The organism is Allocatelliglobosispora scoriae, from assembly GCF_014204945.1.
GTDB classification, from domain to species: domain Bacteria; phylum Actinomycetota; class Actinomycetes; order Mycobacteriales; family Micromonosporaceae; genus Allocatelliglobosispora; species Allocatelliglobosispora scoriae.
In genome coordinates, this window is record NZ_JACHMN010000001.1 from 549,698 (window position 1) to 576,185 (window position 26,488).

General features: G+C 72.6%; 27 protein-coding genes. 15 read left to right on the forward strand and 12 right to left on the reverse strand.

The window, feature by feature from the left end; all coding sequences use genetic code 11:
* Positions 1–42: 42 nt before the first annotated feature.
* Positions 43–648, forward strand: coding sequence for a hypothetical protein (locus tag F4553_RS02510; RefSeq protein WP_184831521.1), 606 nt, complete (start codon positions 43–45; stop codon positions 646–648).
* Between the two features lie 87 nt (positions 649–735).
* Here F4553_RS02510 and F4553_RS02515 read toward each other — a convergent pair whose 3' ends face one another.
* The 5 genes from F4553_RS02515 to F4553_RS02535 all read right to left on the reverse strand — a co-directional run bounded on the left by F4553_RS02515 (position 736) and on the right by F4553_RS02535 (position 8,252).
* Positions 736–1,569, reverse strand: coding sequence for a hypothetical protein (locus F4553_RS02515; RefSeq protein ID WP_184831523.1), 834 nt, complete (start codon positions 1,567–1,569; stop codon positions 736–738).
* Positions 1,536–2,921 carry a CATRA conflict system CASPASE/TPR repeat-associated protein gene (locus F4553_RS02520; protein ID WP_184831525.1) on the reverse strand — a complete coding sequence of 462 codons (1,386 nt, stop codon included), beginning with the start codon at positions 2,919–2,921 and terminating at the stop codon, positions 1,536–1,538. Before F4553_RS02520 ends, F4553_RS02515 begins: the two co-directional genes overlap by 34 nt.
* Positions 2,906–3,241 carry a CATRA system-associated protein gene (locus tag F4553_RS02525; protein ID WP_184831527.1) on the reverse strand — a complete coding sequence of 112 codons (336 nt, stop codon included), beginning with the start codon at positions 3,239–3,241 and terminating at the stop codon, positions 2,906–2,908. Before F4553_RS02525 ends, F4553_RS02520 begins: the two co-directional genes overlap by 16 nt.
* Entirely contained in the window at positions 3,238–6,012 is a 2,775-nt protein-coding gene (locus tag F4553_RS02530; protein WP_184831529.1) for a CHAT domain-containing protein, read from the reverse strand. Before F4553_RS02530 ends, F4553_RS02525 begins: the two co-directional genes overlap by 4 nt.
* Positions 6,013–6,170: 158 nt before the next feature.
* A complete protein-coding gene (locus F4553_RS02535) occupies positions 6,171–8,252 on the reverse strand; it encodes a S9 family peptidase (RefSeq protein ID WP_184831531.1) in 2,082 nt (693 codons plus the stop codon).
* A gap of 35 nt (positions 8,253–8,287) precedes the next feature.
* Between F4553_RS02535 and F4553_RS02540 the strand changes: the two genes are divergently transcribed.
* Positions 8,288–8,779 (forward strand): NUDIX domain-containing protein, encoded by a 492-nt coding sequence (locus F4553_RS02540; protein ID WP_184831533.1) that lies wholly within the window; start codon positions 8,288–8,290, stop codon positions 8,777–8,779.
* A 90-nt stretch (positions 8,780–8,869) separates the two neighbouring features.
* Positions 8,870–9,613 carry a class I SAM-dependent methyltransferase gene (locus F4553_RS02545; protein WP_184831535.1) on the forward strand — a complete coding sequence of 248 codons (744 nt, stop codon included), beginning with the start codon at positions 8,870–8,872 and terminating at the stop codon, positions 9,611–9,613.
* Here the strand turns inward: F4553_RS02545 and F4553_RS02550 are convergent.
* Complete coding sequence (locus F4553_RS02550; protein ID WP_184833142.1) at positions 9,608–10,177, reverse strand: DinB family protein; 570 nt, start codon at positions 10,175–10,177, stop codon at positions 9,608–9,610. The two genes, F4553_RS02545 and F4553_RS02550, sit on opposite strands and share 6 nt — an antisense overlap.
* A 40-nt stretch (positions 10,178–10,217) precedes the next feature.
* Here F4553_RS02550 and F4553_RS02555 point away from each other — a divergent pair, with 40 nt between their 5' ends.
* Positions 10,218–10,505, forward strand: coding sequence for a hypothetical protein (locus F4553_RS02555; RefSeq protein WP_184831537.1), 288 nt, complete (start codon positions 10,218–10,220; stop codon positions 10,503–10,505).
* 60 nt (positions 10,506–10,565) lie between these two features.
* Here F4553_RS02555 and F4553_RS02560 read toward each other — a convergent pair whose 3' ends face one another.
* Positions 10,566–11,114 (reverse strand): hypothetical protein, encoded by a 549-nt coding sequence (locus tag F4553_RS02560; RefSeq protein WP_184831539.1) that lies wholly within the window; start codon positions 11,112–11,114, stop codon positions 10,566–10,568.
* A gap of 261 nt (positions 11,115–11,375) precedes the next feature.
* Between F4553_RS02560 and F4553_RS02565 the strand changes: the two genes are divergently transcribed.
* From F4553_RS02565 to F4553_RS02580, 4 genes are all read left to right on the forward strand, one after another.
* Positions 11,376–12,245 (forward strand): sulfotransferase family protein, encoded by an 870-nt coding sequence (locus F4553_RS02565; RefSeq protein WP_184831541.1) that lies wholly within the window; start codon positions 11,376–11,378, stop codon positions 12,243–12,245.
* 9 nt (positions 12,246–12,254) lie between these two features.
* Positions 12,255–13,079: a GNAT family N-acetyltransferase gene (locus F4553_RS02570; RefSeq protein ID WP_312875066.1), complete on the forward strand. Its 825-nt coding sequence runs from the start codon at positions 12,255–12,257 to the stop codon at positions 13,077–13,079.
* A gap of 67 nt (positions 13,080–13,146) precedes the next feature.
* Positions 13,147–15,048, forward strand: coding sequence for a mechanosensitive ion channel family protein (locus tag F4553_RS02575; RefSeq protein ID WP_184831543.1), 1,902 nt, complete (start codon positions 13,147–13,149; stop codon positions 15,046–15,048).
* A gap of 66 nt (positions 15,049–15,114) precedes the next feature.
* Entirely contained in the window at positions 15,115–16,365 is a 1,251-nt protein-coding gene (locus F4553_RS02580; protein ID WP_312875067.1) for an MFS transporter, read from the forward strand.
* Here the strand turns inward: F4553_RS02580 and F4553_RS02585 are convergent.
* Both F4553_RS02585 and F4553_RS02590 read right to left on the reverse strand, forming a co-directional pair.
* Positions 16,355–17,011: a response regulator gene (locus F4553_RS02585; protein WP_184831547.1), complete on the reverse strand. Its 657-nt coding sequence runs from the start codon at positions 17,009–17,011 to the stop codon at positions 16,355–16,357. The two genes, F4553_RS02580 and F4553_RS02585, sit on opposite strands and share 11 nt — an antisense overlap.
* Positions 17,012–17,171: 160 nt before the next feature.
* Positions 17,172–18,320 carry a sensor histidine kinase gene (locus F4553_RS02590; protein ID WP_312875068.1) on the reverse strand — a complete coding sequence of 383 codons (1,149 nt, stop codon included), beginning with the start codon at positions 18,318–18,320 and terminating at the stop codon, positions 17,172–17,174.
* Between the two features lie 168 nt (positions 18,321–18,488).
* Here F4553_RS02590 and F4553_RS02595 point away from each other — a divergent pair, with 168 nt between their 5' ends.
* Genes F4553_RS02595 through F4553_RS02605 form a run of 3 tightly spaced genes read left to right on the forward strand, consistent with a single transcriptional unit; the run spans position 18,489 to position 22,009 of the window.
* Positions 18,489–19,223, forward strand: coding sequence for an ABC transporter ATP-binding protein (locus F4553_RS02595; protein ID WP_184831549.1), 735 nt, complete (start codon positions 18,489–18,491; stop codon positions 19,221–19,223).
* Positions 19,217–21,577, forward strand: coding sequence for an FtsX-like permease family protein (locus F4553_RS02600; RefSeq protein WP_184831551.1), 2,361 nt, complete (start codon positions 19,217–19,219; stop codon positions 21,575–21,577). Before F4553_RS02595 ends, F4553_RS02600 begins: the two co-directional genes overlap by 7 nt.
* A gap of 51 nt (positions 21,578–21,628) precedes the next feature.
* Positions 21,629–22,009: a nuclear transport factor 2 family protein gene (locus F4553_RS02605; protein ID WP_184831553.1), complete on the forward strand. Its 381-nt coding sequence runs from the start codon at positions 21,629–21,631 to the stop codon at positions 22,007–22,009.
* Between the two features lie 8 nt (positions 22,010–22,017).
* On the opposite strand, the gene F4553_RS02610 is transcribed toward F4553_RS02605, so the two are convergent.
* From F4553_RS02610 to F4553_RS02620, 3 genes are all read right to left on the reverse strand, one after another.
* Positions 22,018–22,509, reverse strand: coding sequence for a GrpB family protein (locus tag F4553_RS02610; protein ID WP_184831555.1), 492 nt, complete (start codon positions 22,507–22,509; stop codon positions 22,018–22,020).
* Between the two features lie 130 nt (positions 22,510–22,639).
* Entirely contained in the window at positions 22,640–23,347 is a 708-nt protein-coding gene (locus F4553_RS02615) for a hypothetical protein (RefSeq protein ID WP_184831557.1), read from the reverse strand.
* Positions 23,344–23,970: an RNA polymerase sigma factor gene (locus F4553_RS02620; protein WP_184831559.1), complete on the reverse strand. Its 627-nt coding sequence runs from the start codon at positions 23,968–23,970 to the stop codon at positions 23,344–23,346. Before F4553_RS02620 ends, F4553_RS02615 begins: the two co-directional genes overlap by 4 nt.
* A gap of 87 nt (positions 23,971–24,057) precedes the next feature.
* On the opposite strand from F4553_RS02620, the gene F4553_RS02625 reads away from it, so the two are divergent.
* The 4 genes from F4553_RS02625 (at position 24,058) to F4553_RS02640 (ending at position 26,486) form a co-directional block, all read left to right on the forward strand.
* Positions 24,058–24,591 carry a DinB family protein gene (locus F4553_RS02625; protein ID WP_312875069.1) on the forward strand — a complete coding sequence of 178 codons (534 nt, stop codon included), beginning with the start codon at positions 24,058–24,060 and terminating at the stop codon, positions 24,589–24,591.
* A 219-nt stretch (positions 24,592–24,810) separates the two neighbouring features.
* On the forward strand, positions 24,811–25,185 hold the full coding sequence (locus F4553_RS02630) for an FKBP-type peptidyl-prolyl cis-trans isomerase (RefSeq protein WP_184831563.1): 375 nt from the start codon (positions 24,811–24,813) through the stop codon (positions 25,183–25,185).
* A gap of 194 nt (positions 25,186–25,379) precedes the next feature.
* On the forward strand, positions 25,380–25,820 hold the full coding sequence (locus tag F4553_RS02635; protein ID WP_184831565.1) for an NUDIX hydrolase: 441 nt from the start codon (positions 25,380–25,382) through the stop codon (positions 25,818–25,820).
* Between the two features lie 27 nt (positions 25,821–25,847).
* Complete coding sequence (locus F4553_RS02640) at positions 25,848–26,486, forward strand: DUF2238 domain-containing protein (protein ID WP_184831567.1); 639 nt, start codon at positions 25,848–25,850, stop codon at positions 26,484–26,486.
* Positions 26,487–26,488: the final 2 nt, after the last annotated feature.

Sequence of the window (26,488 nt, forward strand, 5' to 3'; positions counted from 1 at the left end):
GCTCCGCCGGTTGAACATTCCAGGTACGCGAAACGGAGTGGCATGTCCATGAAGCTCAAGCACCTCACCCGCCGGATCGGTCTGCTCGGCGCGGTCGCCGGAGTGGCGGTCGCGGCGAGTCTCGCCACCGCCGTGCCCGCTTTCGCCGCCTCCTCGCTGCGCGTCGCCACCGTCGAGTGCGACGAGGAGACCGACGAGATCGGCGACGACAGCCCGTACTTCCTGGTCTTCGCCGCGAGCCCGACCAACCCGAACGCGACCGCCTTCGGCAAGTGGGGCCCCGGCGGCTGGGACAACGAGGTCGCCACCGGCGACATCTACCACCCCAACGCGACGATCGTCAGCGGCGTGAGCAGCGGCTGGCTCATCATCTCGCTGATGCTGGAGGAGGACGACGGCAACGACCTCACCGCGAGCGAGATCACCAGCATCGGCAACAACATGTACAACCAGTACCAGATCTCCTTCTACAAGGCGCAGGCCACGAAGATCTCCGAGCTGCGCAGCACGATCGTCGGGACGACCGGGATGTACCTGGGCAACGACGACATGGTCGCCTCGTCCGGCAACACCGTGGCAGCCGGTGGCACCCCCGTCCACTACGTCGGCGACGGCGGCAACTACTGGGTCACCTACAGCCTGGTGTGATCCGCCACGGAAGTCGGGATCAGCCGCGTGACGCCGGTTGATCCCGACTTCCGTCTCCGTTTTCCCGGCGTGCGATTCAGGGGCCTGTCAGCAGGCTGTCGTCAGGCCGGTCAGCCAGAGCGCCGCCACGGCACCGAGGACGGCGTACGGCAGCAGGACGGCTGCGACCGCGGGCAGCGACGGCCGACGCTCCGGGTTCGGATCGCACAGGTCGTCGAGGGCGGCGGCCAGCATCGTCCGCTGCCGCACCGCACCCGAGGCCAGCAACGCCCTCAGCTCGGCGACGATCGACTGTCGCGGGTCGGCGGCGAGGTGCGCGCGGAGGTTGTGCCGCTGCCGTTCGTTATACCGGTGCCGGACCAAGCGGCTCGCCACCGCCACGACGGCGGCCACCACGAACACGGTCACGGCCGTCGTGGAGATGCGGATGCACGAGGGCTGCGCCAGGACTTCCAGCGCGAGGACGGTTCCCGCCGTGACGAGCACCGCCACCAGCGCGACGGTCCACGGCTCCACCCGCGGGCGGGCAGTCCGGCGCAGGGTCTCCGCCGCGGCGGCGGCCGACGCCGGCGTCAGGCCCGCCAGCAGGCCGGTACGCACGCCCGCGCGGCCCCAGCCGTCCCGAAGCCGCTCATCGGCGGCGAGGGCTTCGACGACCTCCCAGGTGAACTCGGTGGCGACGATGAGCGCGTACTCCTGGGCGTTGTCGAGCTCGCCCGGTCCCCAGAGCCGCACCGCCGACACGACCCCGGCAGCCGCCTCGGTCGCGACGAACACCCAGGTGGGGGCGGCGAGCAGCCACAGCACCACCGTGAAGACGATCATGGTGACGGCGAACTGCGCGAGACTCCGGCGGAAGACGGAGGACTGTTCGAGATCGCGGGCCGTCACGAGGATCTCCTCGACGTCCGGCTGTGCCACCATACGAAATCGACGGTGATCGCGGCGAGCACGACCATGAGGGTCACCGCTACCGGTGCCGGTCTCCCCCACGACGCGTACGCGGCCACGGTCGTCACGAGCCACCCCGACGCCGCGCACACACCGCACTCGGCGGCCACCCGCCACACCGACCGGGTGTGCCGCGGTGATGCCGTGGCCAGCGGCAGCAGCAGCGCCATCGCCGTCACCATGGTGATCGCCGGCAGGCGCAGGGACGGCCGGAAGGGCCAGTCGTAGTGAAGGGTCTGGGCAGCCGACAGCGCCAGCAGGAACGCGCCGATGATCGCCGCCTGGGCGACGATCGCGTGGCTGTTGCGGGCCACGGCGGCGCTCGCCGTGTGCTCCCGCTGCCGGGCCGCCATGCGGGCGAGCGCTTCGACGCGATCGCGGGCCGCGGACACGAGGGCGGTCCGGTCGGCGATGAACACCAGATCCGCCTCCCACGTCACCAGGTCCGCGTGGAACGGTCCGCGGCTCGCCGCCGCCGGCGCGTCGACGAAGATCAGCAGGGCGAGGTTGGCGAGCACCGCAGCCACCCCGGTCCGCGAGTCGGCGAGCATCGCCTGGGTGAGCGCGAGCGCGTCGGCGCGGCGGTGTGCTTCGGCGACGACGCGGTCGGCATCGGGTTCGTCGAGGTCGCCGAGCAGGATGTCGGCGTGGGCGCCGGTCCAGCCGCCGTCCGGCCCGGCGGCCCGGATCTGCCGCATGCGGTAGGAGACCTTCGCCGCCTCCCAGAGGTAGCGCGGCACCCTCGGCAGGTCCGTCCTGCCGTCGGGCCACAGCCATCCGTCGGCTTCGGCCTCGTGGTCCCGCGGCGCGACCACGACGAGGTAGCGCAGTGCGTCGTGAGGGGAGCCGGTCGCCCAGACCCGGATGCCGTCGCCGAGATCGGCGGCGGCGGGGCGCAGCGGGCCGACCTCGGCGGGCAGCAGGCCGGCGATGGCGACGGCGTCGGGGGGCCCGCCGCCATACAGGGCGTAGAGGACGCGGGCCTCCAGCATGCACGCCTGCGGGGCCGGGTCGGTGCCGAGATCTCGCCAGCGGCGGTCGAGCACGGACCAGGAGGCATCCGCGACGGCCGGGTCCGGCGCCAGGCAGACCGAGTGCGCGGTGAGGTCGCCGTCGCGGTACTGGAGCGCTTCGAGGATTCCGCCGCCCGGAGCCGCGTGAAGTCCGACGAACCCGTCCGGCGGGGCCGCGGCCGTCGGAGCCTGGACCTCGACCATGCCCAGACCGGTGACGGCATCGCCGACGGCACGGCGGTAGGCATCCTGGCCGGCGGCGCTGAAGCAGTGGACGTGCAGCGCCGCCGAGGTCAGCGGGCCTGCCATTCCCGCCTCCACTCGATCAGCCGCTCGCCGAGGACCTGGGAGACGGTACGCAGGCGGGGTGAGCAGGGCTCCTTCGGTGCGCGCGGCGGCTGGGCGGGCGGCCGCGCAGCGCTCGCGTGCTGCCGCTGGGTCTCGCCCACCTCCTCCAGTTCCAGAACAGCCGCCTGGGTACGCGTGACGTCCCGCTGCTCGACCGCCGCCGCGAGCTCCATCAGCTGCCGCTCGACGAACGCCCATGCCCGCTCGGTCAGCTCCCATGCCGTGAGTTCGCCGAGCACCTCGAGTGCCTCGTCGATGACCGCGGATACCGGAAGTGTCATGCTCGCCGACCTTTCTCGATGGAACGGCTCCCTCGCGGGTTGACGCTGACCAGGATGAATGCCGCCCAGGTCGTCCTCGCGCTGATCGCACCGTCCGGCGGCGCGAAGTGTGTTCTCGTCTCCCGCAGGGCCACCTCGGCGGGCCTGCCCGCGGCGATCAGCCCGTAGAAATGCACCATGAACACCCGGGCGAGCCGGTCCGGGACCGCCCACAGGCTGAGCAGCGCGGCGTCGGTCCCCGTCGCCAGGACGGCCCGGTAGAACCCGATCAGCCCTTCACCCGGCCGGAGCCTGCTCCGTGCCGTGGAACACGCCGACAACGACACGAGCTGGGACCGCAGGCGCAGCCCGGCGAACTCGAACGCGAACAGCGACGAATCACCGTCCACCGCCGACGGCGCCAGCACGAGCCGGGAGAACTGCGGCTGGTCGTCGTCGACGAACGCGTGCGAGGCGATGTGGACGTAGCGGGCCCGGACGGCGTCGGCACGGACCGCCTCCGGGGTCGCCGCCGCCACGATCTGCAGTGATCGCGGCGCGAAGATCTCGGCGATCTCGGCCACCTCGAGGGGCGGATGCTTCAAACCGTCGTTGCTGGACGCGAAGCCCACGAAGTCCAGCTCGTGCGTGCCGCGAACCGGCCCGCCGCCGAAGCGGACCATGGTGGTCGGCGACGGGACGTAGCTCGTCGTGCACCTCTCGAAGAGCCGCACCCCGTCGATGGTGAGGAGCTCGAACGGGAGGTAGGCCAGGACACCTCCGGGGGAGAGCGCCACATGCTCCGCTCCCCGCAGCCCGTCGGCCAGCGGTTTCAGGAGCACCGTGCTCAGGTCGGCGAGCTGCCCGCCGGGGCCGGTCGCGTCCACCGGCTCTTCCAGGTCCTGGACGGCCGTCGTGACCAGCTCCTCGAGCTCCGCCGCGTCGATCGGCAGGCGGATCATCGTGGTCCCGCTGGGCCGGATCACCCACGCGTAGGTGCCGCTCGGTGTCGGCTCGTGCAGCACGAACGCGGTGCCGGGATCCAGGGCCGCGCGGACCTGCTCCACCGTGCAGGCGCTGGGAGCGATGACGTCGCCGAAGCGGAACGAGGACCCCGCGAGCCGGATCCGGTACTGCTCGGCCCGGTGCGCCAGGTCGGTGTATCGCCACCTCAGCTCGGCCTGCTGGACCGGGTCCTCCGCCTTGGCGAGTTCCTGCCACGCGACACCGAGCCGGCGCAGCGCGTCCTGGTGATCGGCGATCAGCCGGCGGATCTCGGGATCCTCGGCGGCGGCGATGTCGTCGCCGGTCAGCATCCGGGCGAGGCCGCGCGCACGCACGCCGTCGGCGACGGTGAACGCCTCCTCCCGGTCACCGGGACCGTTGCGCTGGTAGAGCGCGTCGATCAACCAGTGGTACGCCGCCGCGCCCGTCCCGAAGAGGAACTCCAGGCCCGGCTCGCCGTCGAGGAGTCGGCGGGATTGCTCCGCGACGGTTCGCGCCGTGCGCAGGCACTCGACGGCACGGTCCAGCCGGCTCCGTTTCAGCTCGCCCTCCTCCGACCGGCTCCGTTCCAGCGCGATGGCGCCGAGCAGGCTGTGGAGGTCCTGGCTGTCCGGCAGCAGCGGCGCGATGCTCTCCGATGCTCGCAGCGCCGCCAGGAGCGCCTCCTCCGCCTCGTCGAGCCGGCCGAGGGTGAAGTACGCCAGGCCTGCCGCCGCGTACGGAACGACCGTGGTCCGGTCCGAGGTGCCTGCGGCCCGTACGGCGATGCCCTCGACGGCCAGCGCCAGTGCCCGGTCGGGATCGCCGCGTCGCAGCGCCACATACGAGCGGTTCGCCAGGTAAAGGCCGCGGACCGGCGCGGCGGCGGAGTGGCGGCCGGAGATCTCGATCGCCCTGCCCAGCAGCCCGTCGGCCTCGGCGAGGTCGTCCTCAAGCATCCGGAGCATCAGCGTGCCGGCGAGATTGGACAGCGCCGTGGCGGTCATCACGCCGTCGGGCTGCTTCCTCTCGAAGAGCGCCAGGGCTCGCCGCTGGTAGTCCAGCGCCCGGGTGAAGTCCTGCTCGTTGGCGTAGAGCTGCCCGATGTTCGTCAGGCACATGGCGCGCTCGTCGGAGCCGGACGGCAGCACCCGTGCCTCTTCCAGCGCGGTGAACTCGTCCAGGGCCTGGAAGAACAGCGGCAGCGCCTGGGCGTACTCGAAGTAGTGGGTGTGGTGGAAGGCGGCGTTCTGCAGCAGACCGGCCCGGATCAGCCGCGAGACGCCGGGCATGGCGATCGCGGCCGCGAAGCTCCGATCCGACCCCGGCCGGTCGCCGGCGAGCTGCTGGACCATGCCGATATGGCACAGCGACGTGGCCAGCGAATCCGCCGGCTCGCCGTGCCGCTGCGCGATACGCAGGGAGTCCTCGTGGCAGGCGAGCGCCTCGTTGATCATCCCGAGCTTCTCGTAGACCACGCCGAGGTTGCTCCGGGTCACGCCGTAGTCGCGGGAGTCGGGTTCCTGGAGGTGCCGGTAGCCGGCGCACGCCCGTTCCAGGTTCTCCCGCGCGGGAGCCAGCCGGCCCAGCAGGAACTCCACCTTGCCCAGTTCGCCGTGCAGGTCGGTGCGCGCCAGCTCCCACTTCCTGTGCTCGTGGCCGGAGGCGAGGAGACCGGGTCCGGGCATGAGGATTCGCAGGGCCTGGGTGAACAGCACTGCGGCCTGCTGGTACTCCTGCCCGGCCACCAGGGCGAGCGCCTGCCGGGTGAGTTCGAGCGCCTTGTCGTACCGCCGGGACGCGCTCATACCGGGTCCGTGCCGGTGGCGCCGAGGACCCTGGTCCAGCTCCGCCCCGGGGAGCCGAGCGTCACGAGAAATGTCATCTACCCTCCCCTGTTCAATGACGGACAGGGGAGGCGAGGGCTGCCGTCACCGCCTGATCAGGCGGTTTGCGCGGCGTGAGGTCAGGGCAGGTGCAGGGCGCGGCGGAGGAAGTCGAGCTGGTGCAGGAGCAGGTTCTCGGCGGTGGCCTCGTCGGCGACACCGTGGGTGGCCCGGCTCAGGGGCAGCACCTCGTGGGGACGCCCGGCCGCGAGCAGCGCGTGGGAGAAGCGCAGCGTGTTGGCGGGGAACACGTTGTCGTCGGTCAACCCGTGCACCAGCAGCAGCGGCCGGGTCAGCTTCGGCGCCTCCAGCAGCAGCGAGCAGGAGTCGTAGCGGTCGGGGTGCAGATCGGGGTGGCCGAGGAACCGCTCCCGCCAGTGCGTGTCGTAGAGGCGCTGGTCGGTCACGCCCGCCCCGGCGATCGCCGCGTGGAACACGTCCGGCCGCCGCAGCACGGCGAGGGCGGCGAGCGTGCCGCTGAAGGACCAGCCGCGCATCGCGACGCGGTCCAGGTCGAGGTCGGGGAATCGGCGAGCGGCGTCGTGCAGCGCCGTGACCTGGTCGTCGAGGACGCCGGTGAACATGTCGCCGTAGACCTCGCGCTCCCACCGCGGGCCGCGGCCCGGCGTACCACTCCCGTCGACGACGAGCACCGCGAAGCCCTGCTCGGCGAACCATTGCGAGACCAGCGACCAGGCCGCCTGCTCTGCCGTGACCCGCTGCGCGGCCGACCCGGCGTAGGGGTCGAGCAGCACCGGCAGCTTCCCCTCCCGGTGCCATGACGGCAGGAAGAGGTGGCTGCGCAGCTCCCGCTCCCCGGCCGCGAACGCGACGACCCGCGGCTCGAGCACCGGCCGCTGCGCCCGCGACCCGATCACCCGGTCCGGCGCCGCGCCGCGCCGCACGGTCACGACCGCGCCGAACCACGAGGGGGTACGCGCACACTCGACCACGGTTCCCGCCCGCCGCGCGCCGGTGTAGACGCCCGGCGCCGAGCTGACCTGCCGGGCTCCGGTCTCCGCAGCCCAGACCCACAGGTGCCGTTCGGTCGGTTCGGCCGACGCCACGAAGAACACCTCGTCGCCCTCGACGTCGATCACGGAGTCGAGCTGCAGCCCGGCGGGCGTGACCGGCTCCCCGGCGACGGTCAGGTGCCGGGTCTCCCCCACGTCGGCGTGGCCCACCAGCAGCCCGGATCCGGTCCGCACCGGCAGCCCCGGGACGAGCTGCACCCAGCAGTCGTCGCGCTGCTCGGCGAGGACGGCGGTCGACCCGTCGTCGGGGTCGACGGCGAGCACGCGGACGGTCCCCTGGTCCCGGCTCTGCACCCCGGCGTACGGCCCGTGGTCGTCCCATCCGGCGGAGGGCACGTACTCGAAGGCCGTCCGGTCCCACCGCACCTCGGTCCGCTCCCCGTCGAGCCCGGCGACCCAGAGCGTGACGTCGGCGTTGGCGCTGCCCACGGCCGGGTAGCGGACGGCTCGCGGCGGCTGGGCGGGCTCGGCCGGGTCCGAGATGTACCAGACCATCACCGCGGCGTTGTCGACCCGGGCGATGAGCAGGCGCTGTCCGTCGGGTGCCCACCAGAACCCATCGTCGCGCCCCATCGACTCGGCGGCGACGTGCTCGGCCAGCCCGAACGTGACCTCCGGTCCGTCCGGTGCCGCCACCACCCGGTCTCCGGTGCCGTCGGCCTCGATCACGCGGACCGCCCCGTCACTGACGTAGGCGACCCGCCGCCCGGTCGGGTCCAGGCGCGGGTCCATGACGGAGCCGACCGCGTCGAGCCTGGTCACGACGCCGGTGGCGATCTCCACCGTCCAGAGTGCACCGGAGAGGGCGAACGCGGCGAGCCGCTGATCGGCGTCGGTGCTGTAGGCGACGATGCCGCTGCCGGCGACCCGGGCCCGCTCCCGCCGGGTGCGTTCGGCGGCGGAGAGCTGCTCGGCGGCACCGCCGAGGAGCTGGACCGGGTCGGCGAGCTGCCGTTCGGCACCGGTGGCGACGTCGAGCGCCCAGAGGCTCGCGGCCGCGTCGTCCCCGGCGGCGCTGCGCAGGAAGAGGACGGTGCCGCCGCCGGGCCCGATGCTGAAGTGGCCGGGTGCGCCGAGGGTGAACCGGCGGGTCCGGGCGAGTTGCCGCGGCAGCGTGATCATCGACATCCGCCCAGCCTGCCAGAGTCGCTACAGTCGCGGGTATGCCGGTACGCCACTCGCACTGCTCCTACTGCGGCCACCCGTTCGCGGTCGACCAGCCCTGGCCGCGTCGGTGCCAGGGCTGTTCGGAGATCAGCTACCTCAATCCGCTGCCGGTCGTGCTCGCCGTCCAGCCCGTCGACGACGGCCTGCTGGTGATCCGCCGGTCGATCCCGCCCCAGGTGGGATGGCTGGCGCTGCCGGGCGGGTTCCTCGACTTGGGCGAGTCATGGCAGGAGGCGACGGCACGGGAGCTGCGCGAGGAGACCGGTCTCGTCACCTCCGCCGCCGACGTGACCCACTTCGACACCCTGAGCGCGCCGAGCGGAACGCTGCTCGTCTTCGGCCTGCTGCCGACGCTGACGCTCGCGGACCTGCCGGAGTCGGTCGCCAACGACGAGTGCGACGGCTGGGAGCTGATCACGGGCCCGGTGGAGCTCGCCTTCGACCTGCACACGGCGGTGGCGGCCCGCTACTTCGCCACACGGAGCTGACCCGGAGAGCTGAGGCGCACACCCCGTGGGACCGACTCTTCAAGAGTTGGTCCCACGGGGGTGGTCACCCGGCCTCCTACACTGCTCGGCGTGACCGTCTACGACAGCATCGGCGCGACCTACTCCAGCACCCGGCGACCTGACCCGCGGATCGCGGCCCGGATCCATAGCGCACTCGGCGACGCGCGGACGGTCGTCAACGTCGGTGCGGGCGCGGGCTCCTACGAGCCCGCCGGCACGGTCCTCGCGGTCGAGCCGAGCGCGGTGATGATCGCCCAGCGGCCGGCCGGGGCGGCACCGGCGGTGCAGGCGGTGGCGGAGTCGCTCCCGGTCGCCGACGACGCCGCGGACGCGGTGATGGCGCTGCTCACCGTGCACCACTGGACCGATCTCGCGGCGGGCCTGGCGGAGCTGCGGCGGATCGCGCGGCGGCGGGTCGTCGTCCTCACCTGGGATCAGCGGGTCACCCGTGAGTTCTGGCTGCTGCGGGAGTACGTCCCGGAGGCGACGGCGATCGACGAGACGCGGGCGGTGCCGGTGGAGGTGCTCGCGGAGCTGCTCGGCGGGGCGCGGATCGAGACCGTCCCGGTGCCGCACGACTGTGTCGACGGGTTCGGCGCGGCATACTGGCGGCGCCCCTCGGCGTACCTGGAGAGGGTTGTCCGGGACGGGATCTCGATGCTGGCGCAGACCGGCGAGGAAGCGCTGGCGCCGGGCCTGGCGCGCCTGCACGCGGACCTCGCGTCCGGGCGCTGGCACGAGCAGCACGCGGACCTGCTGGAACTCGACGAGCTCGACGCCGGTTACCGGCTGGTCATCGCCGACGTGTCATGAGTCCAGCGCTGCCTTGAGCGTCCACGACGACAGGCGGGGCCGGTCGCCGAGCTCGGCGCGGCCGGTGCACCACAGCAGCACGTCGGCGGGGTCGCCGGGCGGGGCGTCGGGGAAGAGCCGGGCCAGCACCGACGCGCAGAGGTCCGCCGGGGGCCGCCAGTCGACGCCGAGACCGCGGGTGATGTCGTGGGTGTGCATCAGGATCTCGTCGACCCCGAGCGCGGCGAAGCCGCCGGGATCGGTCGGGCCCCAGTGCCAGGCGCGGCTCGCCGGGTCGGCGGTGGTGATCGCGCTGCTCAGCAGGGCCCCGCAGGCGTCGATGACCCGCAGCACCTCGGCGGGCGGGGTCTCGGCCGGGACGGTCAGGTCGAGCGGCAGGTAGGCGTCGGCGGGGCGGCCGGCCACCTGACCGGCGTAGGCGAGCAGGTCGTGGGCGATGTGGACGGCCGTCGCCCAGCAGGTCCAGGTGAGTTCCCCGGCGGGCTGGAACCAGTCGCGGGTGACGTGCGGGGTGAGCGCCCGCCGCAGCTCGGCGAGCGCCTCGTCGACGTGGTCTGCCCCCATGGTGCGCATCCGCCCAGCATGCCAGGTCGCGCAGCGCGGCGTGTCCAACCGTGTCCAATACCCGCCCCCGGTCGCGAAGACCTGGCACCTCAACCCGATGAATCCGGGCAACGGCCACGGCATCATGCCCGGCAACGACGTCCCCGGCGGGAAGGTGTTCATCCCGGGCGCCGCACCGGACGCCACCGCCGCGGGTGCCTGTCACTGGGACCAGCACGAGCTGCGGTTCTACCGGCAGCCCGCCAACCCTGAGAGCCTGTTCGACACCGGATACACCAACATCGGTGCCGTGAAGTGCGGAATCACCGTGACCTGGACCATTGTGTGAGTGGGGTACGCCCCGGCCGGCGGACCGGTCGGGGCGTACCTGCGTGAGCCGGGAAAGGGCTCAGGGGAAGATCGCCAGGGTCACCGACGACTTGAGGGACTGCAGGCGGCCGCCGCGGTAGAGGCAGTTGAAGAGGTCGTCGCCCGAGCCCTTGAACTGCTGCTTGGCGTTGAGCCCGGCCCACAGGCCCGCCGTGACGGTGCCGGTGAAGTTCACGACGAACTGGGAGCCCGGAGGCGTGCCCACGAGCATCGGTGAACGGGTCGCGGTGATCGTCGAGGTCTGGCCGGTGTTCCACAGGATCGTGAAGGTGGTCGAGCCGGTCAGCATCAGCATCGTGCAGTCGTCCATCATGTTGAACGTGACGTTCGACGTACCGCTGATGACGTTCGGGTTGGACTGCGACACGCACGGCTTGTAGGTCGTCTGCTTGACGATCGTCGTCGGCTGGAGGGTCGAGGTCAGCGGCGGCGTGAAGGTCAGCAGGTTGCTGCTGGGCGGGTTGCAGTTGATACCGGGCGTCGGGGCAGCCGACACGGGCGCGACGGTGAAGAGAGTCCCGGCGATCGTGAGCGCTGCGACGGTGACGACACGGGCGAGTCGAACCATCAGAAGGCCTCCAAATTCAGGAGAGCGAATAAGGGCTGATCGGCGGGTGTCGATGACGATACGTCCACGGCGAGCGTTTTAACAGCGGCGTAAACACGAGTGAATCGCCGCATCTCGATTTTCGGCCGAAGACTGACACAGGTTGGGCCATTTGTGAATGTGAGTTAACAAGTTCGACTCAAACTCTTGACAGACCCTTCTTCGAGACATAGACATCTATGGCTTGGTTCGGTCGCGCTCACACACCGTTAGGAGTCGGCAATGCTCCGTGCGTTCTTCGGTCGGCACAGGACCGGTTCCACCTGGTCGCGGAGCATCCTGGCGGACGCGACGATCGCGCTGGGCCTCACCACGCTCACCGTCCACGTGCCCGAGCAGTGGGACGGCTACGCCACGATCGGCGACAAGGTCCGCGCCGAGAAGCCCGACGTCCTGGTGATGACGAACTGCCGCCAGGAGGACTTCGACAGCCTGCCGCCGCTCGTCGGCCTCAACGTCATCCGCGACCCGCGCGACATCATCGTCTCGGGCTACTTCAGCCACCTGCACAGCCACCCCGAGAAGCTGTTCGGCATCACCTTCACCAACCTCGTCGAGCACCGCAAGGCGCTCAAGGAGCTCAGCGAGGACGAGGGCCTCTACCGCGAGATCGAGTTCAGCGGTCTCTTCCTCGATCCGATGTCGGCGTGGAACTACGCCAACCCCGGCGTACTGGAGCTGCGGATGGAGGAGATCCTCGCCGACACGCGCGGCTCCTGGGACCGCGCGCTGCGCCACCTCGGCCTCGTCGTGCCGGCCAAGGGCGAGCGCCTGCGGACGGCGGCCTTCCACTGGAACCTCGCCCCGCGGCGGCGCACCCCCAAGCCGCTCGCGCTCGCCCGGCGCGTGCTGCCCCGGGCACCGCTGCACGCGCTGCCGTCGACCTATGTGGACAGCGCCGTCAACCGCTTCACCTTCGCCAAGATGTCCAAGGGCCGCCAGCCCGGCCAGGTCGACGTCACGAGCCACTACCGCCGGGGCATCCCGGGCGACTGGCCCGACCACCTCACCGACGACCACCTCAAGGCGATCTCCGCCCGCTACGGCGACCTCGTCGAGCGACTCGGATACGGCGCGACCCAGCAGCGATAAGCTGGCCCGGTGATCGACGAGATCGTCCGCCTGGGCCCCCGCGACCTGCCCGACTGCCTCACCCTGGCCCAGGACCGCGACTGGGGGCCCGAGGACCGCAAATGGGGCCTGCTCCTCGAGGTCGGCGAGGCATACGGCCTGCGGGACCCGGAGCTCGTCGGCACGACGATCCTCACCCGCTACGGCACGGAGCTCGCCGCGATCAGCATGGTGCTCGTCGCCAGCCGCTACGGCCGCCGGGGCCTGGGCACCCGGATGATGGCCCACGCGCTCGACGAGGCCGGCGACGCGATCACCTTCCTCAACGCCACGGAGTACGGCCGCCCCGTCTACGAGCGCCTCGGCTTCGTCACGGTCGGCGCCACGCATACCCATCTGGGTCCGCTCGTCCTGCCGCCCGCGCGACCCGGCTCACGCCCGGCCGAGCCGGGCGACGTCGCCGCGATCCTCGCGCTCGACGCCGAGGTCAACGGCGTCGAGCGCACGCACCTGGTCCCGCTGCTGCCCGGCTTCTGCGAGCAGCTGCGGGTCGTCGAGAAGAGCAACACCATCACCGGGTACGCCGGGGCGTGGCGCACGGTCGGCGCCACCGTGATCGGCCCGGTGATCGCGGCGACCGAGGCCGACGCGATGACGCTCATCGCCGACCTCGCCGCCTCGGTCGAGGGCCCGTTCCGGCTCGACCTCGACGCCCGGCACCCCCGGCTCATCGAGTGGGCCTCGGAGCACGGCGCCAAGCCGTGGTTCGACACCGCCCTCATGGTCCGCGGCGACCGGCCGCTGCCCGGCGACCGCAGCCGCTGGTTCGTCCCGGTGATGCAGGCGCTCGGGTGACACGCTCTTGGCCCAACCGTGTCCTCATGGGACCACGGCATCCGCGGGGTTTACCTATCGTCACCTCATGCCCATCACGGTCGAAATCCTGTGGCACCAGCATCGACGGCTGTTCCTCGCGGCGGCGCCGCCGCTGGTCCTCGCCTGGCTGATCGACCACGCCGTCGCATGGTTCGCCGCCGAGGCCCTGCTCGACCATCAGCTGCGGCCCGGCACGGGTGTGCTGACCACCGCCCTGGTCTGGGGATTCGCCTGGCTCGTCGCACTCACCGCGGCGCTGCCGGTCGCCGCCGCCTGGCTCCGGGGGGCGGAGATCTCCGCACCGGCGGCGATCCGGTGGGGGCTGCGCGGGATCCGCGGCACCGCCGTCTGGTTCGTCGGGGTGGCCGCGGCGCTGCTCCTCGTCGGCTTCGCCGCCCTGTGCCTCGCGGTCGTCGGCACCTCCTTCGGCCTGGTCCTCGGGCTCGCCATCCTCGTCGGCGGCGTTCTGCTGATCTGCGGGCAGCCCGTGCTGAGCCTGCCGGTGCGGCTGCTGGAGGGCTCCGGTGCGCCGGTTACGCGTACCCGCCTGCTGCTGCGGGGGCGGACGCTGGGCGCGAGCATCCGGATGGTGCTGGTGCTGCTCGCCCTGCCCGCGCTGGGGTTCTGGGCCGCCGCCGCGGTCCGCGGCGCGGCGACTCCCGGCGGGCGCCTCGCCGGCGGACTGCTCGCCGGGGCCGGGGAGTGCCTCGTCCTGCTCGGCGTCGTCGTGCTCGTGACGGCACAGGCCTGCACCATCGTGCGGACCCTGCTCGCACCGCGCGACCCCGGTGACGCCCGGGCCGTCGCCGACCTCCCGTCCATCGACGTCACCCTCGCCGAGATCGCGGCCGCCGAGACCACGGTGCCGGCGCGGTGGGCAGTATGGCGGGGACGGGCTGCCCCGGCCGGGCTCGCCGCAGCCGTGCTGCTCGTCGTCGCCGTGCCCGTGGCCAACCCGGCGGGGCTAACGGTCACCGCGACGCACCGCTTCGACCAGGCCGCCCTGGCGATGGGCCACGCCCCGGACGGCACGCTCGTCATCGTCGACCAGACCGGGGTGACCAGGTGCCGGGACCGGGCCTGCGACCAGGCCCAGCACACCGAGATCGGCCACTTCGACGCCGCTTCCGTCAACGCCGACGGCACCTTCGTCGCGCTGACCCACTCCACCGCGAGCGGCGGCCTGTCGAAGGACCAGCCCCGATTTCACCGCTGCACCGCCGACGGGAACTGCACCGCCTACGTGATGCCGGTGGAGGGGGTCAGCGGGCCCACCGCGGCGGTGATCGTCGCGTTACCCGGCGGCAGCGAGGTGCTCGCCGCGTTCCTGCTCGACCGGGGTGACTCCGGGACCGGCGGGAAGCTGAGCGCGTGGCGCTGCGGTGACGACGCGCGCTGTGTGGGCGTACCCGTCGAACTGGGGCGGAAGACCAGCCTGTTCAACTCGGCCGGCCAGCTCACCCCGGGCCACGACGAGCACGGGCGTCCGCTGATCACCTGGACCCGCGGCCATGACTACGGCCCCGGCCTGACCGCGGAGGCCCAGTGCGTGGACGACGGCTGCTCCTCGCTGGTCGTCCGCGCGAAGGAGCGGCCGTCGGACCGCGGCACCTGGGCGGCGCTGCTGGCGCTGGACGCCGCGGGCGGCCGCCTGGTGGTGCTGCGCAGGCCGGCGGCGTCGGACTGCTTCGAGTGGTGCCTCGACTGGTCGTGGCTGGACTCCCCGCCCCGCTACAGCGTGGCCCGGTGCGGGCAGAGCTGCGCAGTGCCGGGCCGGGACGTCACGCTCTTCGTCGCCGGGCTGACGACCCCGGACCGCGACGTTCACGTCGCCGTCGGTCCGGGCGGCGAGCTCGCGATGATGCTCGTCGAGGGCTACGACACGGTCCTGGTGACCTGCACCGAGCATTGTGACCTGTCCGCCCCCACGGTTCCGCACGCTGGGTGAGGAAGAAATACTGAATGTTGCATCTGCCCTTGTCGATGTCGTAGCGGCATGGGTAACCTCCGGCGAGTGGATGATCAGGAGGCGGCGGCACCCCCGCTGCAGTGGCGCGACAACCGGGACTTCAACCTCTTCCTCCTGGTGCAGACGTTCTCCACCGCCGGCAACACGTTCACGATGGTGGCGATCCCGCTGCTGGTGCTGCACGCGACCGGCTCCGTGGTCCAGATGGGCCTCGTCACCGGTGCCGGTGCCGTCGCCAACATCCTCGCCGGGATCTTCGCGGGGGTGATCGTGGACCGGTTCGACCGCCGACGGCTGCTCATCGTCTGCGACGTGGCGCGGGGCGTGATCTACGCGTCGATCCCGGTCGCCTGGCTCTTCGCCACCCCGATCTGGCTGCTCTACGTCGTGGTGCCGCTCGGCGGGGCGCTGGCGATGCTGTTCCAGGTGACATATGTGGCGATCCTGCCGAGGCTGGTCGACGCCGAGCAGCTCACCCAGGCCAACGGACGGCTCTCGGCGAGCTACGCCACGGCGGGCATCGCCGGGCCGATCATCGCCGGGATCCTGTCAGCCCGGTACGGTCCCGCGACCGCGATCGGGGTCGACGCCGCCACGTTCCTCGCCGCGGCGGTGGGCATCTTCTTCGTCCGGTTCCGCAGCCCCGCCCCGACCGAGGCACCCGCCGAAGCGGTGCCGTTCTGGCGGAACCTGCTGGTGGGGGCGAGGTTCCTGTGGCGGCACCCGGTGCTGCGCTCCCTCACCGCCCTGCTCACCCTGCTGATCTTCATCCACCTCGGGCTGATCGACCTGATCATCTACTACCTCAAGACCGACCTCGGCCAGCCGGACAGCACGATCGGCTACGTGCTCGCGGTCACCGGCCTCGGCACGATCGCCGGATCGCTGCTGGTGGCACGGGTCCGCCGCCGGTTCGGATTCGGCCTGACCTGGGTGGCCGCGACGATGCTCTGCGGTGCCGGGATCGCCGGGCTCGGCTTCGCCGCCTCCGTCCCGGCGGTCGCGCTGCTCTCCGTCGTCACCTTCGGATTCAGCACCATCGCCGGGATCTGCTCGATGACCCTGCGCCAGCAGGTGACGCCCAACGCCCTGCTGGGCCGGGTGACCGCCGCCTACTGGACTATCCACTCCACACTGGGCCCGGTCGGCGCCGCGGTGCTCACGGCCGCCGCAGCCGGGTTCGGGGTGAACACGGTGCTGGTCGTCGCCGGAATCGCCTACATGCTGATCGCGGCGGCCGGGATGCTGACCCCGATCCGGCAGCGCCGACCGGAACTGCTCCCGGTCACCGGCTGACCGTCACCAGCCCCGACTCGTAGGCCGCGATCACCAACTGGGCCCGGTCGCGCGCGCCGAGCTTGCCGAGCAGGTGCCCGATGTGGGTCTTCACCGTCGGCAGGCTCACCGTCAGCCGGTCGGCGATCTCCGTGTTGGACAGGCCCCGGGCGACCAGGGTCAGCACCTCCCGCTCCCGCTCGGTCACCCCGCCCAACCCGGCCGGAACGCCGACGGCGGGCTCCGGCCGCCGCGCGAACTCCGCGATCAGCCGCCGCGTCACCGTGGGCCCCAGCAGCGCCTCCCCGGCGGCGACGACCCGGATCGCGGCGAGCAGCTCGGCCGGCGGGGTGTCCTTGAGCAGGAACCCGCTGGCACCGGCCCGCAGCGCGGCGTAAACGTACTCGTCGAGGTCGAACGTGGTCAGAATGAGGACCCGGGTCTCGGGCAGCACGGCGCTGATCCGCCGGGTCGCGCCGATCCCGTCGAGCTCCGGCATCCGCACGTCCATCAGCACCACATCGGGACGGTGCCGCTCGGCGAGCGCCACCGCTTCGGCACCGGTGCCCGCCTCGCCGACCACGGTGAGCCCGGGATCGGTCTCGACGAGCACCCGGAAGCTGCCCCGCAGCAGCGCCTGGTCGTCGGCGATCAGCACGCGGATCACAGCGCCTCCTCGTCGGGCGGCGCCGCGGCCGCCCGGACCCGGGCCACGGGACCTCCCCATCGGACAGCCGCCGGACCACCCGCCGCCTCAGGGGCCTTCGGGGCGTGCCTGCGGACACCCGCGCGTCCAGGAGCAGCCGCGTCGACAGCCCTGGCCCGCGTCACGGGACCTCCCCGTAGGGCAGGCACGCGGCCACCCGGAAGCCGCCTGCGGGCAGCGGACCGGCGTCGAGCGCTCCGCCGTAGACGGCGACCCGCTCCCGCATCCCGACCAGCCCATGGCCCGGCCGGGCCGGATCCGCGGGCGGGCGCCTGCCGTCGTCGGTCACCTCGATGCGGCACTCGCCGCCGCCGACGGTCACGGTGACCTCGCAGCGGGCCGGTGCTGCATGCTTGATCACATTGGTCAGGGACTCCTGCACGATCCGGTAGGCCGAGACACCCACCCCCTCGGGGAGTTCGGCCTCGCCGCGCACCTCCAGGTGCACCTCGACGCCGCTGCTCGCGGCCTGCTCGGCGAGGCGCGCCAGCCCGGCGAGGCCCGGCGTGGGCGTGTAGGCCTCGTCGCCGCGCAGGGCCCCGACCGCGTGGCGCAGCTCGGCGAGAGCCGCCCTGCTCGTCGACTCGATGACCCGCAGCGCGGCACCTGCCTCCTGCGGCCGCAGCTCGGCGACGTGATTGGCGACCGCGGCCTTCACGGCGATGAGACTCATGCTGTGGGCGACGATGTCGTGCAGCTCGCGGGCGATGCGCAGCCTCTCCTGGATCACGGCCTGCTGGGTGGCCTGCTCGAGCCGGCTCGCCGCGGAGGCCCGGCGGTCCCGGGTGGCCCGGCCCAGCACCCAGCCCGCGCCGACCGCCAGGCAGGCGAACCCGACCTCCGCGCCGCCGAACTCGGCACTCGCAGAGGTGTCGGCGAGCGTGAGCGCGCAGACCATCGCGGCGAACCCGCCGGTGAGGGTCAGGATCGACGCCCGGCGGGGCACGGCCGCACCGACCATGTAGAGCGCGAACGCCACAGCGGCACTCGGCGGCACGGCCGCGTAGGCGGGGATGATCCCGGAGGTCAGCGCCGCTGCCGAGGCGGCGATGGTGACGACGGCGGTGACGACCGGCCAGCGCCGCCGCACGGCGAGCGGGCCGCCGATCAGCACCCCTGTCAGCCACGCCACCGGCACCAGGGCGGTGCCCTCCATCGCCGCGTAGGAGCAGAGCAGCGCCAGCACCACCGCTAGCACGGTGTCGGCCGCGATCAGCTCGCCGAACCGCCACCGGCGGCCGAGCAGCGGGAGCGCGTCGATCGTGGTCACACCCTGACGGTATCCGGCCCGCCGGGGGTCGCGCGTCGGACCACGACGCGTCATCCCCAGGGTGGAGACGAGCCGCCGTCGACCCGCCGCGTCGGCCCGTGGTCGGAGGCCGAAGTCCCGGCCACGGGCCGACGCGGCGGGTGCCTGCCCGGCGGCATCGTCTCCGGCATGACGACACACGCAGTCGAGCTGCACGGCGTGACCGCCGGCTACGGACTCGGCCCCCGGCGGGTGACCGCCCTGGAGGAGGTGACGGTCGCCTTCACCGCCGGCACGTTCACCGCCGTGATGGGACCGTCCGGCTCCGGCAAGTCGACCCTGCTGCACTGCGCGGCCGGGCTGGACCGCCCCGCCGCCGGTTCGGTCCGCATCGGCGGCACGGAGCTCGGGCCGCTCGGCGATGACGCGCTGACGGTCCTGCGCCGCGACCGGGTGGGCTTCGTCTTCCAGGCGTTCAACCTGGTCTCGACCCTCACCGCCGAGCAGAATGTGGCGTTGCCGCTGCGCCTGGCCGGGCGTCGCCCCGCACCCGGGGAGCTCACGGCCGCACTCGCAGCCGTCGGGCTGGCGGGCAGGGCCGCCCACCGTCCGGGCGAGCTCTCCGGCGGCGAGCAGCAGCGCGTGGCGATCGCCCGCGCGATGATCAGCCGCCCGGCGGTGCTCTTCGCCGACGAACCCACCGGTGCCCTCGACAGCGCCACGTCCCGGCAGGTCCTGGCCCTGCTGCGCGGCCTCGCCGACGAGCACGCGCAGACCGTGGTGATGGTGACCCACGACCCCGTCGCGGCGGCCTACGCGGACAGGGTGCTGCTGCTGGCCGACGGCAGGATCGTCGACGACCTGCCCCGCGCCGACGCAGCCGTGATCGCGGCCCGGATGGCACGGCTGGAGGTGCCGTGCTGACCCCGCGGCGGCGGGCGCTACTCGGTGCGTTCGTCGCCGCCGCGTCCGGGGTCACCGTCGTGGCGCTGAGCACGCTGCTCTACGCGTCGGGGCAGCCCGCGGTTCCCGATCGGCTCGCGGCGGCAGCGGTGCTGGTGCTGAGCCCGGCCGCGGGCCGCGCGGACGAGTTCGCCGAGTCGGTGCCGTGGTCGTCGGCGCGGGCTGCGGAGCTGGTCGAGCGGCTCGCCGCGATCGACGGCGTCGCCACGGCCGTGCCGGACCGCGGCTTCTACGCGCAGCTCGTGCTGGGTGGACGGCCCCACACCGCCACCGTCACGGGGCACGGCTGGGCGAGCAGCGGGCTCGGCGGGGTGCGACTGGTGACCGGGCGGCCGCCGACACGCTCCGGCGAGATCGCGGTCGGCAGCGGGCTCGGCCTCGGCGCGGGGAGCGTGGTGACGCTGCTGACGGCGGCCGGGCCGTCGACGCAGACGGTGACCGGGGTGGTGGACGGGCCGGGGATCTACCTCAGCGATGCGGTGGCGGCGGAGCTGGCCCCCGGCGTGCGGGTCATCGGGGTGACCGTGCAACCCGGGGCCGACGTGCGCCGGGTCGCCGACATGGCGGCGAACACGACCGGGGCGCGGGTGCTGACCGGTGCGGACCGGGCGGCGGCCGAGCCGCGTGCCGATGCTCGGACCAGGTGGATCGGCATGCAGGTGCTCACCGCGATGGCGGCGCTCGCCGGGTTCGTCTCGGTCTTCGTGGTCGCGTCGACCTTCGCGTTCCAGGTCGCGCAGCGCCGCCGCGAACTGGGCCTGCTGCGTGCGATCGGGGCGACGCCCCGGCAGGTCCGCCGGATGATCTTCGGCGAGGCCCTCGGGGTGGGAGCAGCGGCGTCGGTCACCGGGGTGGTCCTGGGCACGGGGCTCGCCTTCGCCCTGGCCGGGGTGCTCGTCGACGCCGGCTTCGAACCGGCGACCTTCGTGGTGCGGTTCACCGCTTGGCCGATCGCCCTGTCCCTGCTGCTCGGGCCGGTGGTCGCGCTCGCCGGTGCGTGGGCGGCGTCGCGGCGGGCAGCACGGGTCCGGCCGATGGAGGCGCTGCGCGAGGCGGTCCTGGAGTCCCGGCCGATGGGTGCGGCCCGCTGGATCGCCGGCGGGCTGCTCACCGTCGCCGGAACCGCCCTCGCCGTCGGTGTGGCGACCAGCGACGACGCGCAGGAGGGCGGGAGTCTGGCCCTCTACGCCGCGATGGCCCTGATGACGGCCGCTGTCGCGCTGGCTCCGGCGTTCGTGCCGCTCGTCGTGCGGCTGCTCTCCTGGCCGCTCGGGCGCGGCCGGGGTGCGACCGGGATGCTGGTCCGCGAGGGTGCCCTGAGCGCGCCCCGGCGTACCGCGGCCACGGCAGCCCCGGTGCTGCTCACGGTCGCTTTCGCGGTCCTCATCTCGGGCCTGGTCCAGACCTCGGCGGCCGCCTACGCCGCCAGGCGCGGCGCCGCTGTCGAGGCGGGCTCCGTGATCGCCCCCGAGCGTGGCGTCCCGGGCCTCACCGATGCCGCCGCCTCGGCCGTGCCGGGCTCGGCGCTGCTGCCCACCACCGTCTACGCCGACGGGAAACCGATCGGCGCGCTCGGCGTCGACCCCACCGCACTCGCCAGGCTGGGCGTGGACCTCGCCGAACTGTCCGGCGGCACCGGCGCCGCCACCGCGTCGGTCGCCGCCACGCTGCCGTCGGCGGTCACCTTCGCCGACGGCGAGACCGTGCCGGTGCGGGTCGTCGCCGTGCTCCCCGACAGATCCGCGCCGGCCGGGCTGCTGCTGCCCCGGGCCACCGTCCGCGGCCACGACCCGTCCGCCCTGTCCTCGGCGATCCTCGTCGACCGGCCGGTGGCGCCTCCGCCCGGATCGGGAGCGCGCCTCATCGACGTCGCCGCCTACGCGGCCGAGGCCGACAGTGCCGAGGACCGGCTGGTCTGGATCTTCACGCTGCTGCTGATCACCGTCTCAGCCGGTTACGGCGCGATCGCCGTCGCCAACACGCTGCTGATGGCCGCCGCGCACAGGGTGCGCGACTTCCGGGTGCTGCGACTCGCCGGAGCGACGAACCGGCAGGTGATCGCCACCGTCGCCGCCGAGTCCGCGCTCGTCGTGCTCATCGGGACGCTGCTCGGCGCCGCGGTGGCGGTCCCCGCGCTGATCGCGATCCGCGCCGGGCTGAGCGACCAGGTCGGCACCCCCGTCGGCCTGGTGATCCCCTGGCCGGTCGTCGGCGGGGTGGTCGGGCTGTGCCTGCTGCTCGCCGTCGGAGCGAGTGTGCTCCCGGCCCGGCTCGCGCTGCGCCGCGGTACCACAGTGGACGGACAAATCGGATGATGATCCGCCAGCCATTTACCGCAACGCCGCAGCCTGACAGACTGTCGCCCCATGGAGCCGTTGAACGTGATCGAGGAACTGTGGCACCGCATCGCCGAGCGCGACTGGGCGGGTGTGGGCGAGCTCTTCGCCGACGGCGCGGTGGTCGAGTGGCCCGTCAGCGGCGAGAAGATCGTCGGCCGGGCCAACTTCATCGCGGTGAACAGCGAGTACCCGGAGGGCTGGACGATCAACCTGCTGCGCATCGTGGCGCAGGAGGAGTCGGTCGTCTCCGAGGTCGAGGTCCCGCACGCCGGGCTCGGCGTCTTCCGGGCAGCCTCGTTCTGGACCGTGATCGACGGCCAGATCACCCATGGCCGGGAGTACTGGACGAGCCTCGGCGGCGACCCCGCACCGCTGTGGCGGGCCCGGTATGTCGAGGCTCTGTCATAGCCGCCATCTCATAGCAGCCGCTGGATCAGCTCCGCCTTGCCGTCGGTGTAGGCCTCGCGGTCCTCGGGGTACCGGGCCGCCAGGTCGCGCTTGAGCGCCTCGTACTGCGCCGCCGCTGCCGGATCGACCCGCAGCCGGTCCCGGAAGGCGAGCACCTCCGCGAAGCGCGGCGACCCGGTGGGCACCAGGTGCAGGTGGTGGGTACGCGACTCCGGCGACGATTTGCAGAACCAGTGCATGACGTCGGTCCGATACGGTGCGTACAGGTAGGACAGCTCCCCCAGCAGCTCGATGCACGGCCGCGACGACTCCAGGTCGACCACCCCGGCCATGATGTCGATGATCGGCTTCGCCGCGAGCCCGGGGACCGCCGTGCTCCCGACATGGTGCACACCGCCGGTGACCCACGCCCCGATCAGGGCCCCGATCGCCGCCGCCTCCTCGTCGAACCGAGACGGCCACGACGGGTCGTACTCCTCGACGCTGATCCGCTGGCCCATGTCGCTCCCCCGCCGCTCGCACCTTCCCCGCAGTGTGCCGGACGGGCCCGCGTCTGCCGAATCCGGCGGCGCGGACCGCCGGGGCCACGGGTCGGCGACGGCACCGGCCCGTGGCCCCGGCGGATCGGGATCAGCTCTCGGGGGAGGGCGACGACGACGGGACCGGGACGGAGCCGCCCCATGTCTCGGCGAAGCTGATGATGCAGCTCGGGCCGGACAGATCCGAGCTGCCGACCTGGATCACCATCCCGGCGGAACTCTCCACCGGCGTGATGATCAGCAGCTGCCCGGCCGGGATGTCACCGGGCCGGATCCGCACCCGGCTCGCCTGGCCCGATTCCTGGATGACCTCCAGGTAGTCGGGTGCCGGCACGAGCTGCGTGGCGAAGCCGCTCCTGTGGAAGCTGATGATCGTCACCCCCTGCCGGTCTCCGGCCGGACAGGCGCTCTCCGCCGACGGCAGGATGACCGTGGCCCGGACCGCTGCCTGCCGCAACTGCTCGTTGGCGTCGGCGGGGTCACCGGCGTGGTTGACGGTGATGGTGACCGAACCGTCGTCATCGGTGCTCACGGCGTAGGCCGGAGTCGGTGCCGGCCCCAGCACAGCGGTCGCCACGAAGACCACGGCCGCTGCGGCGACGGCGACCGCCCCGCCGACCAGGGCCCAGCGGCGCACGGCCACCGCCCGCCGGCTGCGCGTCTGCGTCCCGGTCATCTCCTGCAAGCTCTCCATCAGGTGTTCCTCTCGTCGGCGCTGTCGGCCCGAGGGGAGTTCGCGCTCGGATGGCATGGCGAGCAGCTGGCGCAGCCACCGCACGTCCGCATCGGTGTCCTTCATCGAAGCTCCTCCCGCAAGGCCGGGCCGCGGGTGTGCGGCCAATCGGTGACTGCCAACTCGTCGAACCCGGGTTCCCGATCGACGGGAGATTTCTCGGCCAGCCGGGCCAGCCGCACGCGCGCCCGGGACAGCCGTGACCGCACGGTGCCCACCGGTACGCCGAGCGCCTCCGCCGCCGCGGCGTAGTCCAGCCCCGCCCATACGCACAGCGCCAGCACCTCGCGGTCACCGCGGGGCAGGTGGCGCAGCACGGCTCCCACTGCCGCCACGCGTTCCGCGTCGGCCAGCCTCCCGATGACCTCGTCGGCGAAGTCGGGCACCACCGCGGGCGGCGGCATCCGGGCCAGGACGGCACGGTGGCGGCGGGACACCCGGTGGCGGCGGTGCAGCACGTGGGTGGCTATGCCCAGCAGCCACGGGAGCAGCGTCCCGCCGTCGGCGTCGATCTTGGCCCGCAGGCGCCACGCTTCGAGGTAGACGAGCGAGACGCAGTCCTCCGCCACCGACCAGTCCCCGAGCAGCCGGAAGCAGTGGTTGTAGACCGCCCGGGAATGCTCGCGGAACAGTGTCCGGAAGGCATCGGTGTCCCCGACCCGTACGCGGGCGCGAAATCCTGGATCCATGTCTGTTGCTGCCACTCCGCACCGTCGAGTTCCCTGTGTCCCGCGCCACAGCACACCATCCGCCGCCGAAGGCCCTACTGTGGGCCGGTGACGATCACGCCTGACACCAAGGACTGGACGTGGGTGCTGGAGCGCCCGTGCCCCGAGTGCGGCTACACCGCAGCCTCCATCGCCCCGGCCGCTGTCGCGAGTGCGCTGCGCGGCAACGGGGCAGCCTGGGCCGACCTGCTCGCCCGGCGCGACGATGTGGCGGTCCGGCCGGACCCGCAGACCTGGTCACCGCTGGAGTACGCCTGCCACGTCCGCGACGTGTGCAACCTCTACTCCTACCGCCTGGGGCTGATGCTCGCCGAGGACGGCCCGACCTTCCCGGACTGGAACCAGGACGCCACCGCGATCGCGGACCGCTACAGCGAGCAGGACCCGGCCGTCGTCAGCGCGGAGCTGGTCGCCGCAGCCGACGCCTTCGCCGATGAGCTGGACGCGGTCACCGGTGAGCAGTGGCAGCGGCCCGGCACCCGCAGCGACGGGGCGCATTTCACCATCGACACCTTCGCCCGGTATTTCCTGCACGACGTCGTGCACCACCTCGCCGACGTCACCGGCACTCGGGCGTCCTGACACGCGTCGCCCGGTCCCGAGACCGCCGGAAGACCGGCCGGGCGTTCCGAGCCGTGATGAACCGGCGTCCGCCGATGTCGCACGGTGCGTAGACCCCGATCCTGAGCGGTGCCTCAGCCGACTGGTCGAGGACGAGCCGCCCGTCCGGCGGCGGCCGCCCGGCTCGCGCGGCCCCGGTGACATGACGGGTGGGCGGATTCAGGCCCTAGGATTCGTGACATGAACCTGACCAAACCTGAGATCGAATTCCCTGAGGGCACCCCGCCCGCCGACCTGGTGATCCAGGACATCACCGTCGGCGACGGCGCGGAGGCCACCGCCGGCCACCAGGTCGTCGTGCACTACGTCGGCGTCGCGTTCTCCACCGGCGAGGAGTTCGACTCGTCCTGGAGCCGTAACAGCCCGTTCCAGTTCCCGCTCGGCGGCGGCCGCGTCATCGCCGGCTGGGACAGGGGCGTGGCCGGCATGAAGGTCGGCGGCCGGCGCAAGCTGACCATCCCGGCCGAGCTGGGCTACGGCAGCCGCGGCGCGGGTGGGCTGATCAAGCCGGGCGAGACCCTCATCTTCGTGGTGGACCTCCTCGCCGTCCAGTAGGGCGACCTGATCGCGTGGGAACCCGGAAACTCGCCCCATCCAGCAGCCTGATGGGGCGAGTTTCCGGGTTCCCACGCGATCAAGCAACACCGCGACCAGGCAACAGCGCGACCAAGCAACAGCGCGACCAAGCGGCCAAGCAGGCGAAAGCCGGGCGGGCGGCGGACGAGCGCGGCGGGTTTAGGGTTGATCGCATGACGACGTTGCGGATTGTCCTGGTCGCGCTGGTCCACCCGGACGGTGCGGTGCTGCTGCGCATGCGCGACGAGCAGTCGGTGACCCGGTCCAATCGTTGGAGCCTGCCCGGTGGCGCCGTCGAGACCGGGGAGGACCCGCGTGACGCTGGCCGTCGGCTCGTCGCGGCGCAGACCGGCATCACCGTCGAGGCCGAGCTGATCGGCATCTGGAACGGATTCCTGCCCGGCGTCCCGGCCGAGGTCTACTTCTACGCCGTGCCGAGCACCGCGACGGTCGTGGTCAACCCGGCCGATTTCACCAGCGAGTTCGTGCCCGGCGCAGACCTGCAGAGCGGCCGGACCTTCACCCCGGCCACCGGTTACGTGCTCGCGCGTTTCGCCGACAAGCCGCGGTACCAGTCGCTGCTGCGCCGCCCGGACGCCGACGACCTGGCGTAGCGCACACGCAACGCCTACCCTGCCGGGATGTCGTTACCACGGGGTCACCGCATCGCGCTCGCCGTCTTCCTCGCCCTGCTGGCGGTGAGCTGGTGGCGGCCGATCTACCCGACCGAGCAGGCCCTGCACCACTCGCTCACCGCCGTCGCGCTGGTCGGGCTGGTCTACGCCCAGCACCGGCTGCGGCTGCCGCTGTCGTCGTTCGTGCTGGCCCTGGTGTTCCTGACCCTGCACACGGTCGCGGCCCGGTGGATCTACTCGTTCGTGCCCTACGACGAGTGGGCGCGGCACCTCACCGGCTCGACGCTGTCGGCGCGGTTCGGCTGGGAACGCAACCACTTCGACCGGCTGGTCCACTTCGCCTACGGCCTGCTGCTGGCCCCGATCCTGATGCGGGTGCTCATGGACCGGGGCCGCGCCACGGTGAGCTCGGCGGTGTCGGCGATCAACGTGGTCCTGTCGACCGGCGCGCTCTACGAGCTCTTCGAGTGGGGCATCGCGATCGCTCTGGCGCCCGGGATGGCCGAGGCCTACAACGGTCAGCAGGGCGACATCTGGGACGCGCAGAAAGATATGGGACTTGCTTTCGCCGGTTCGATCATCGGGGCCGTGATCTGCGCATTATTGGCCAAACGGCGGCACAGATTGATCTCAGAAAATCACTAGCA

Excerpts from the sequence above, each read along its gene's own strand:
- F4553_RS02510 (WP_184831521.1), top strand. The coding sequence starts at position 43 with ATGTCCATGAAGCTCAAGCACCTCACCCGCCGGATCGGTCTGCTCGGC.
- F4553_RS02520 (WP_184831525.1), bottom strand. The coding sequence starts at position 2,921 with ATGGCAGGCCCGCTGACCTCGGCGGCGCTGCACGTCCACTGCTTCAGC.
- F4553_RS02525 (WP_184831527.1), bottom strand. The coding sequence starts at position 3,241 with ATGACACTTCCGGTATCCGCGGTCATCGACGAGGCACTCGAGGTGCTC.
- F4553_RS02530 (WP_184831529.1), bottom strand. The coding sequence starts at position 6,012 with ATGAGCGCGTCCCGGCGGTACGACAAGGCGCTCGAACTCACCCGGCAG.
- F4553_RS02535 (WP_184831531.1), bottom strand. The coding sequence starts at position 8,252 with ATGTCGATGATCACGCTGCCGCGGCAACTCGCCCGGACCCGCCGGTTC.
- F4553_RS02540 (WP_184831533.1), top strand. The coding sequence starts at position 8,288 with ATGCCGGTACGCCACTCGCACTGCTCCTACTGCGGCCACCCGTTCGCG.
- F4553_RS02550 (WP_184833142.1), bottom strand. The coding sequence starts at position 10,177 with ATGGGGGCAGACCACGTCGACGAGGCGCTCGCCGAGCTGCGGCGGGCG.
- F4553_RS02560 (WP_184831539.1), bottom strand. The coding sequence starts at position 11,114 with ATGGTTCGACTCGCCCGTGTCGTCACCGTCGCAGCGCTCACGATCGCC.
- F4553_RS02565 (WP_184831541.1), top strand. The coding sequence starts at position 11,376 with ATGCTCCGTGCGTTCTTCGGTCGGCACAGGACCGGTTCCACCTGGTCG.
- F4553_RS02575 (WP_184831543.1), top strand. The coding sequence starts at position 13,147 with ATGCCCATCACGGTCGAAATCCTGTGGCACCAGCATCGACGGCTGTTC.
- F4553_RS02595 (WP_184831549.1), top strand. The coding sequence starts at position 18,489 with ATGACGACACACGCAGTCGAGCTGCACGGCGTGACCGCCGGCTACGGA.
- F4553_RS02605 (WP_184831553.1), top strand. The coding sequence starts at position 21,629 with ATGGAGCCGTTGAACGTGATCGAGGAACTGTGGCACCGCATCGCCGAG.
- F4553_RS02610 (WP_184831555.1), bottom strand. The coding sequence starts at position 22,509 with ATGGGCCAGCGGATCAGCGTCGAGGAGTACGACCCGTCGTGGCCGTCT.
- F4553_RS02615 (WP_184831557.1), bottom strand. The coding sequence starts at position 23,347 with ATGAAGGACACCGATGCGGACGTGCGGTGGCTGCGCCAGCTGCTCGCC.
- F4553_RS02620 (WP_184831559.1), bottom strand. The coding sequence starts at position 23,970 with ATGGATCCAGGATTTCGCGCCCGCGTACGGGTCGGGGACACCGATGCC.
- F4553_RS02630 (WP_184831563.1), top strand. The coding sequence starts at position 24,811 with ATGAACCTGACCAAACCTGAGATCGAATTCCCTGAGGGCACCCCGCCC.
- F4553_RS02635 (WP_184831565.1), top strand. The coding sequence starts at position 25,380 with ATGACGACGTTGCGGATTGTCCTGGTCGCGCTGGTCCACCCGGACGGT.
- F4553_RS02640 (WP_184831567.1), top strand. The coding sequence starts at position 25,848 with ATGTCGTTACCACGGGGTCACCGCATCGCGCTCGCCGTCTTCCTCGCC.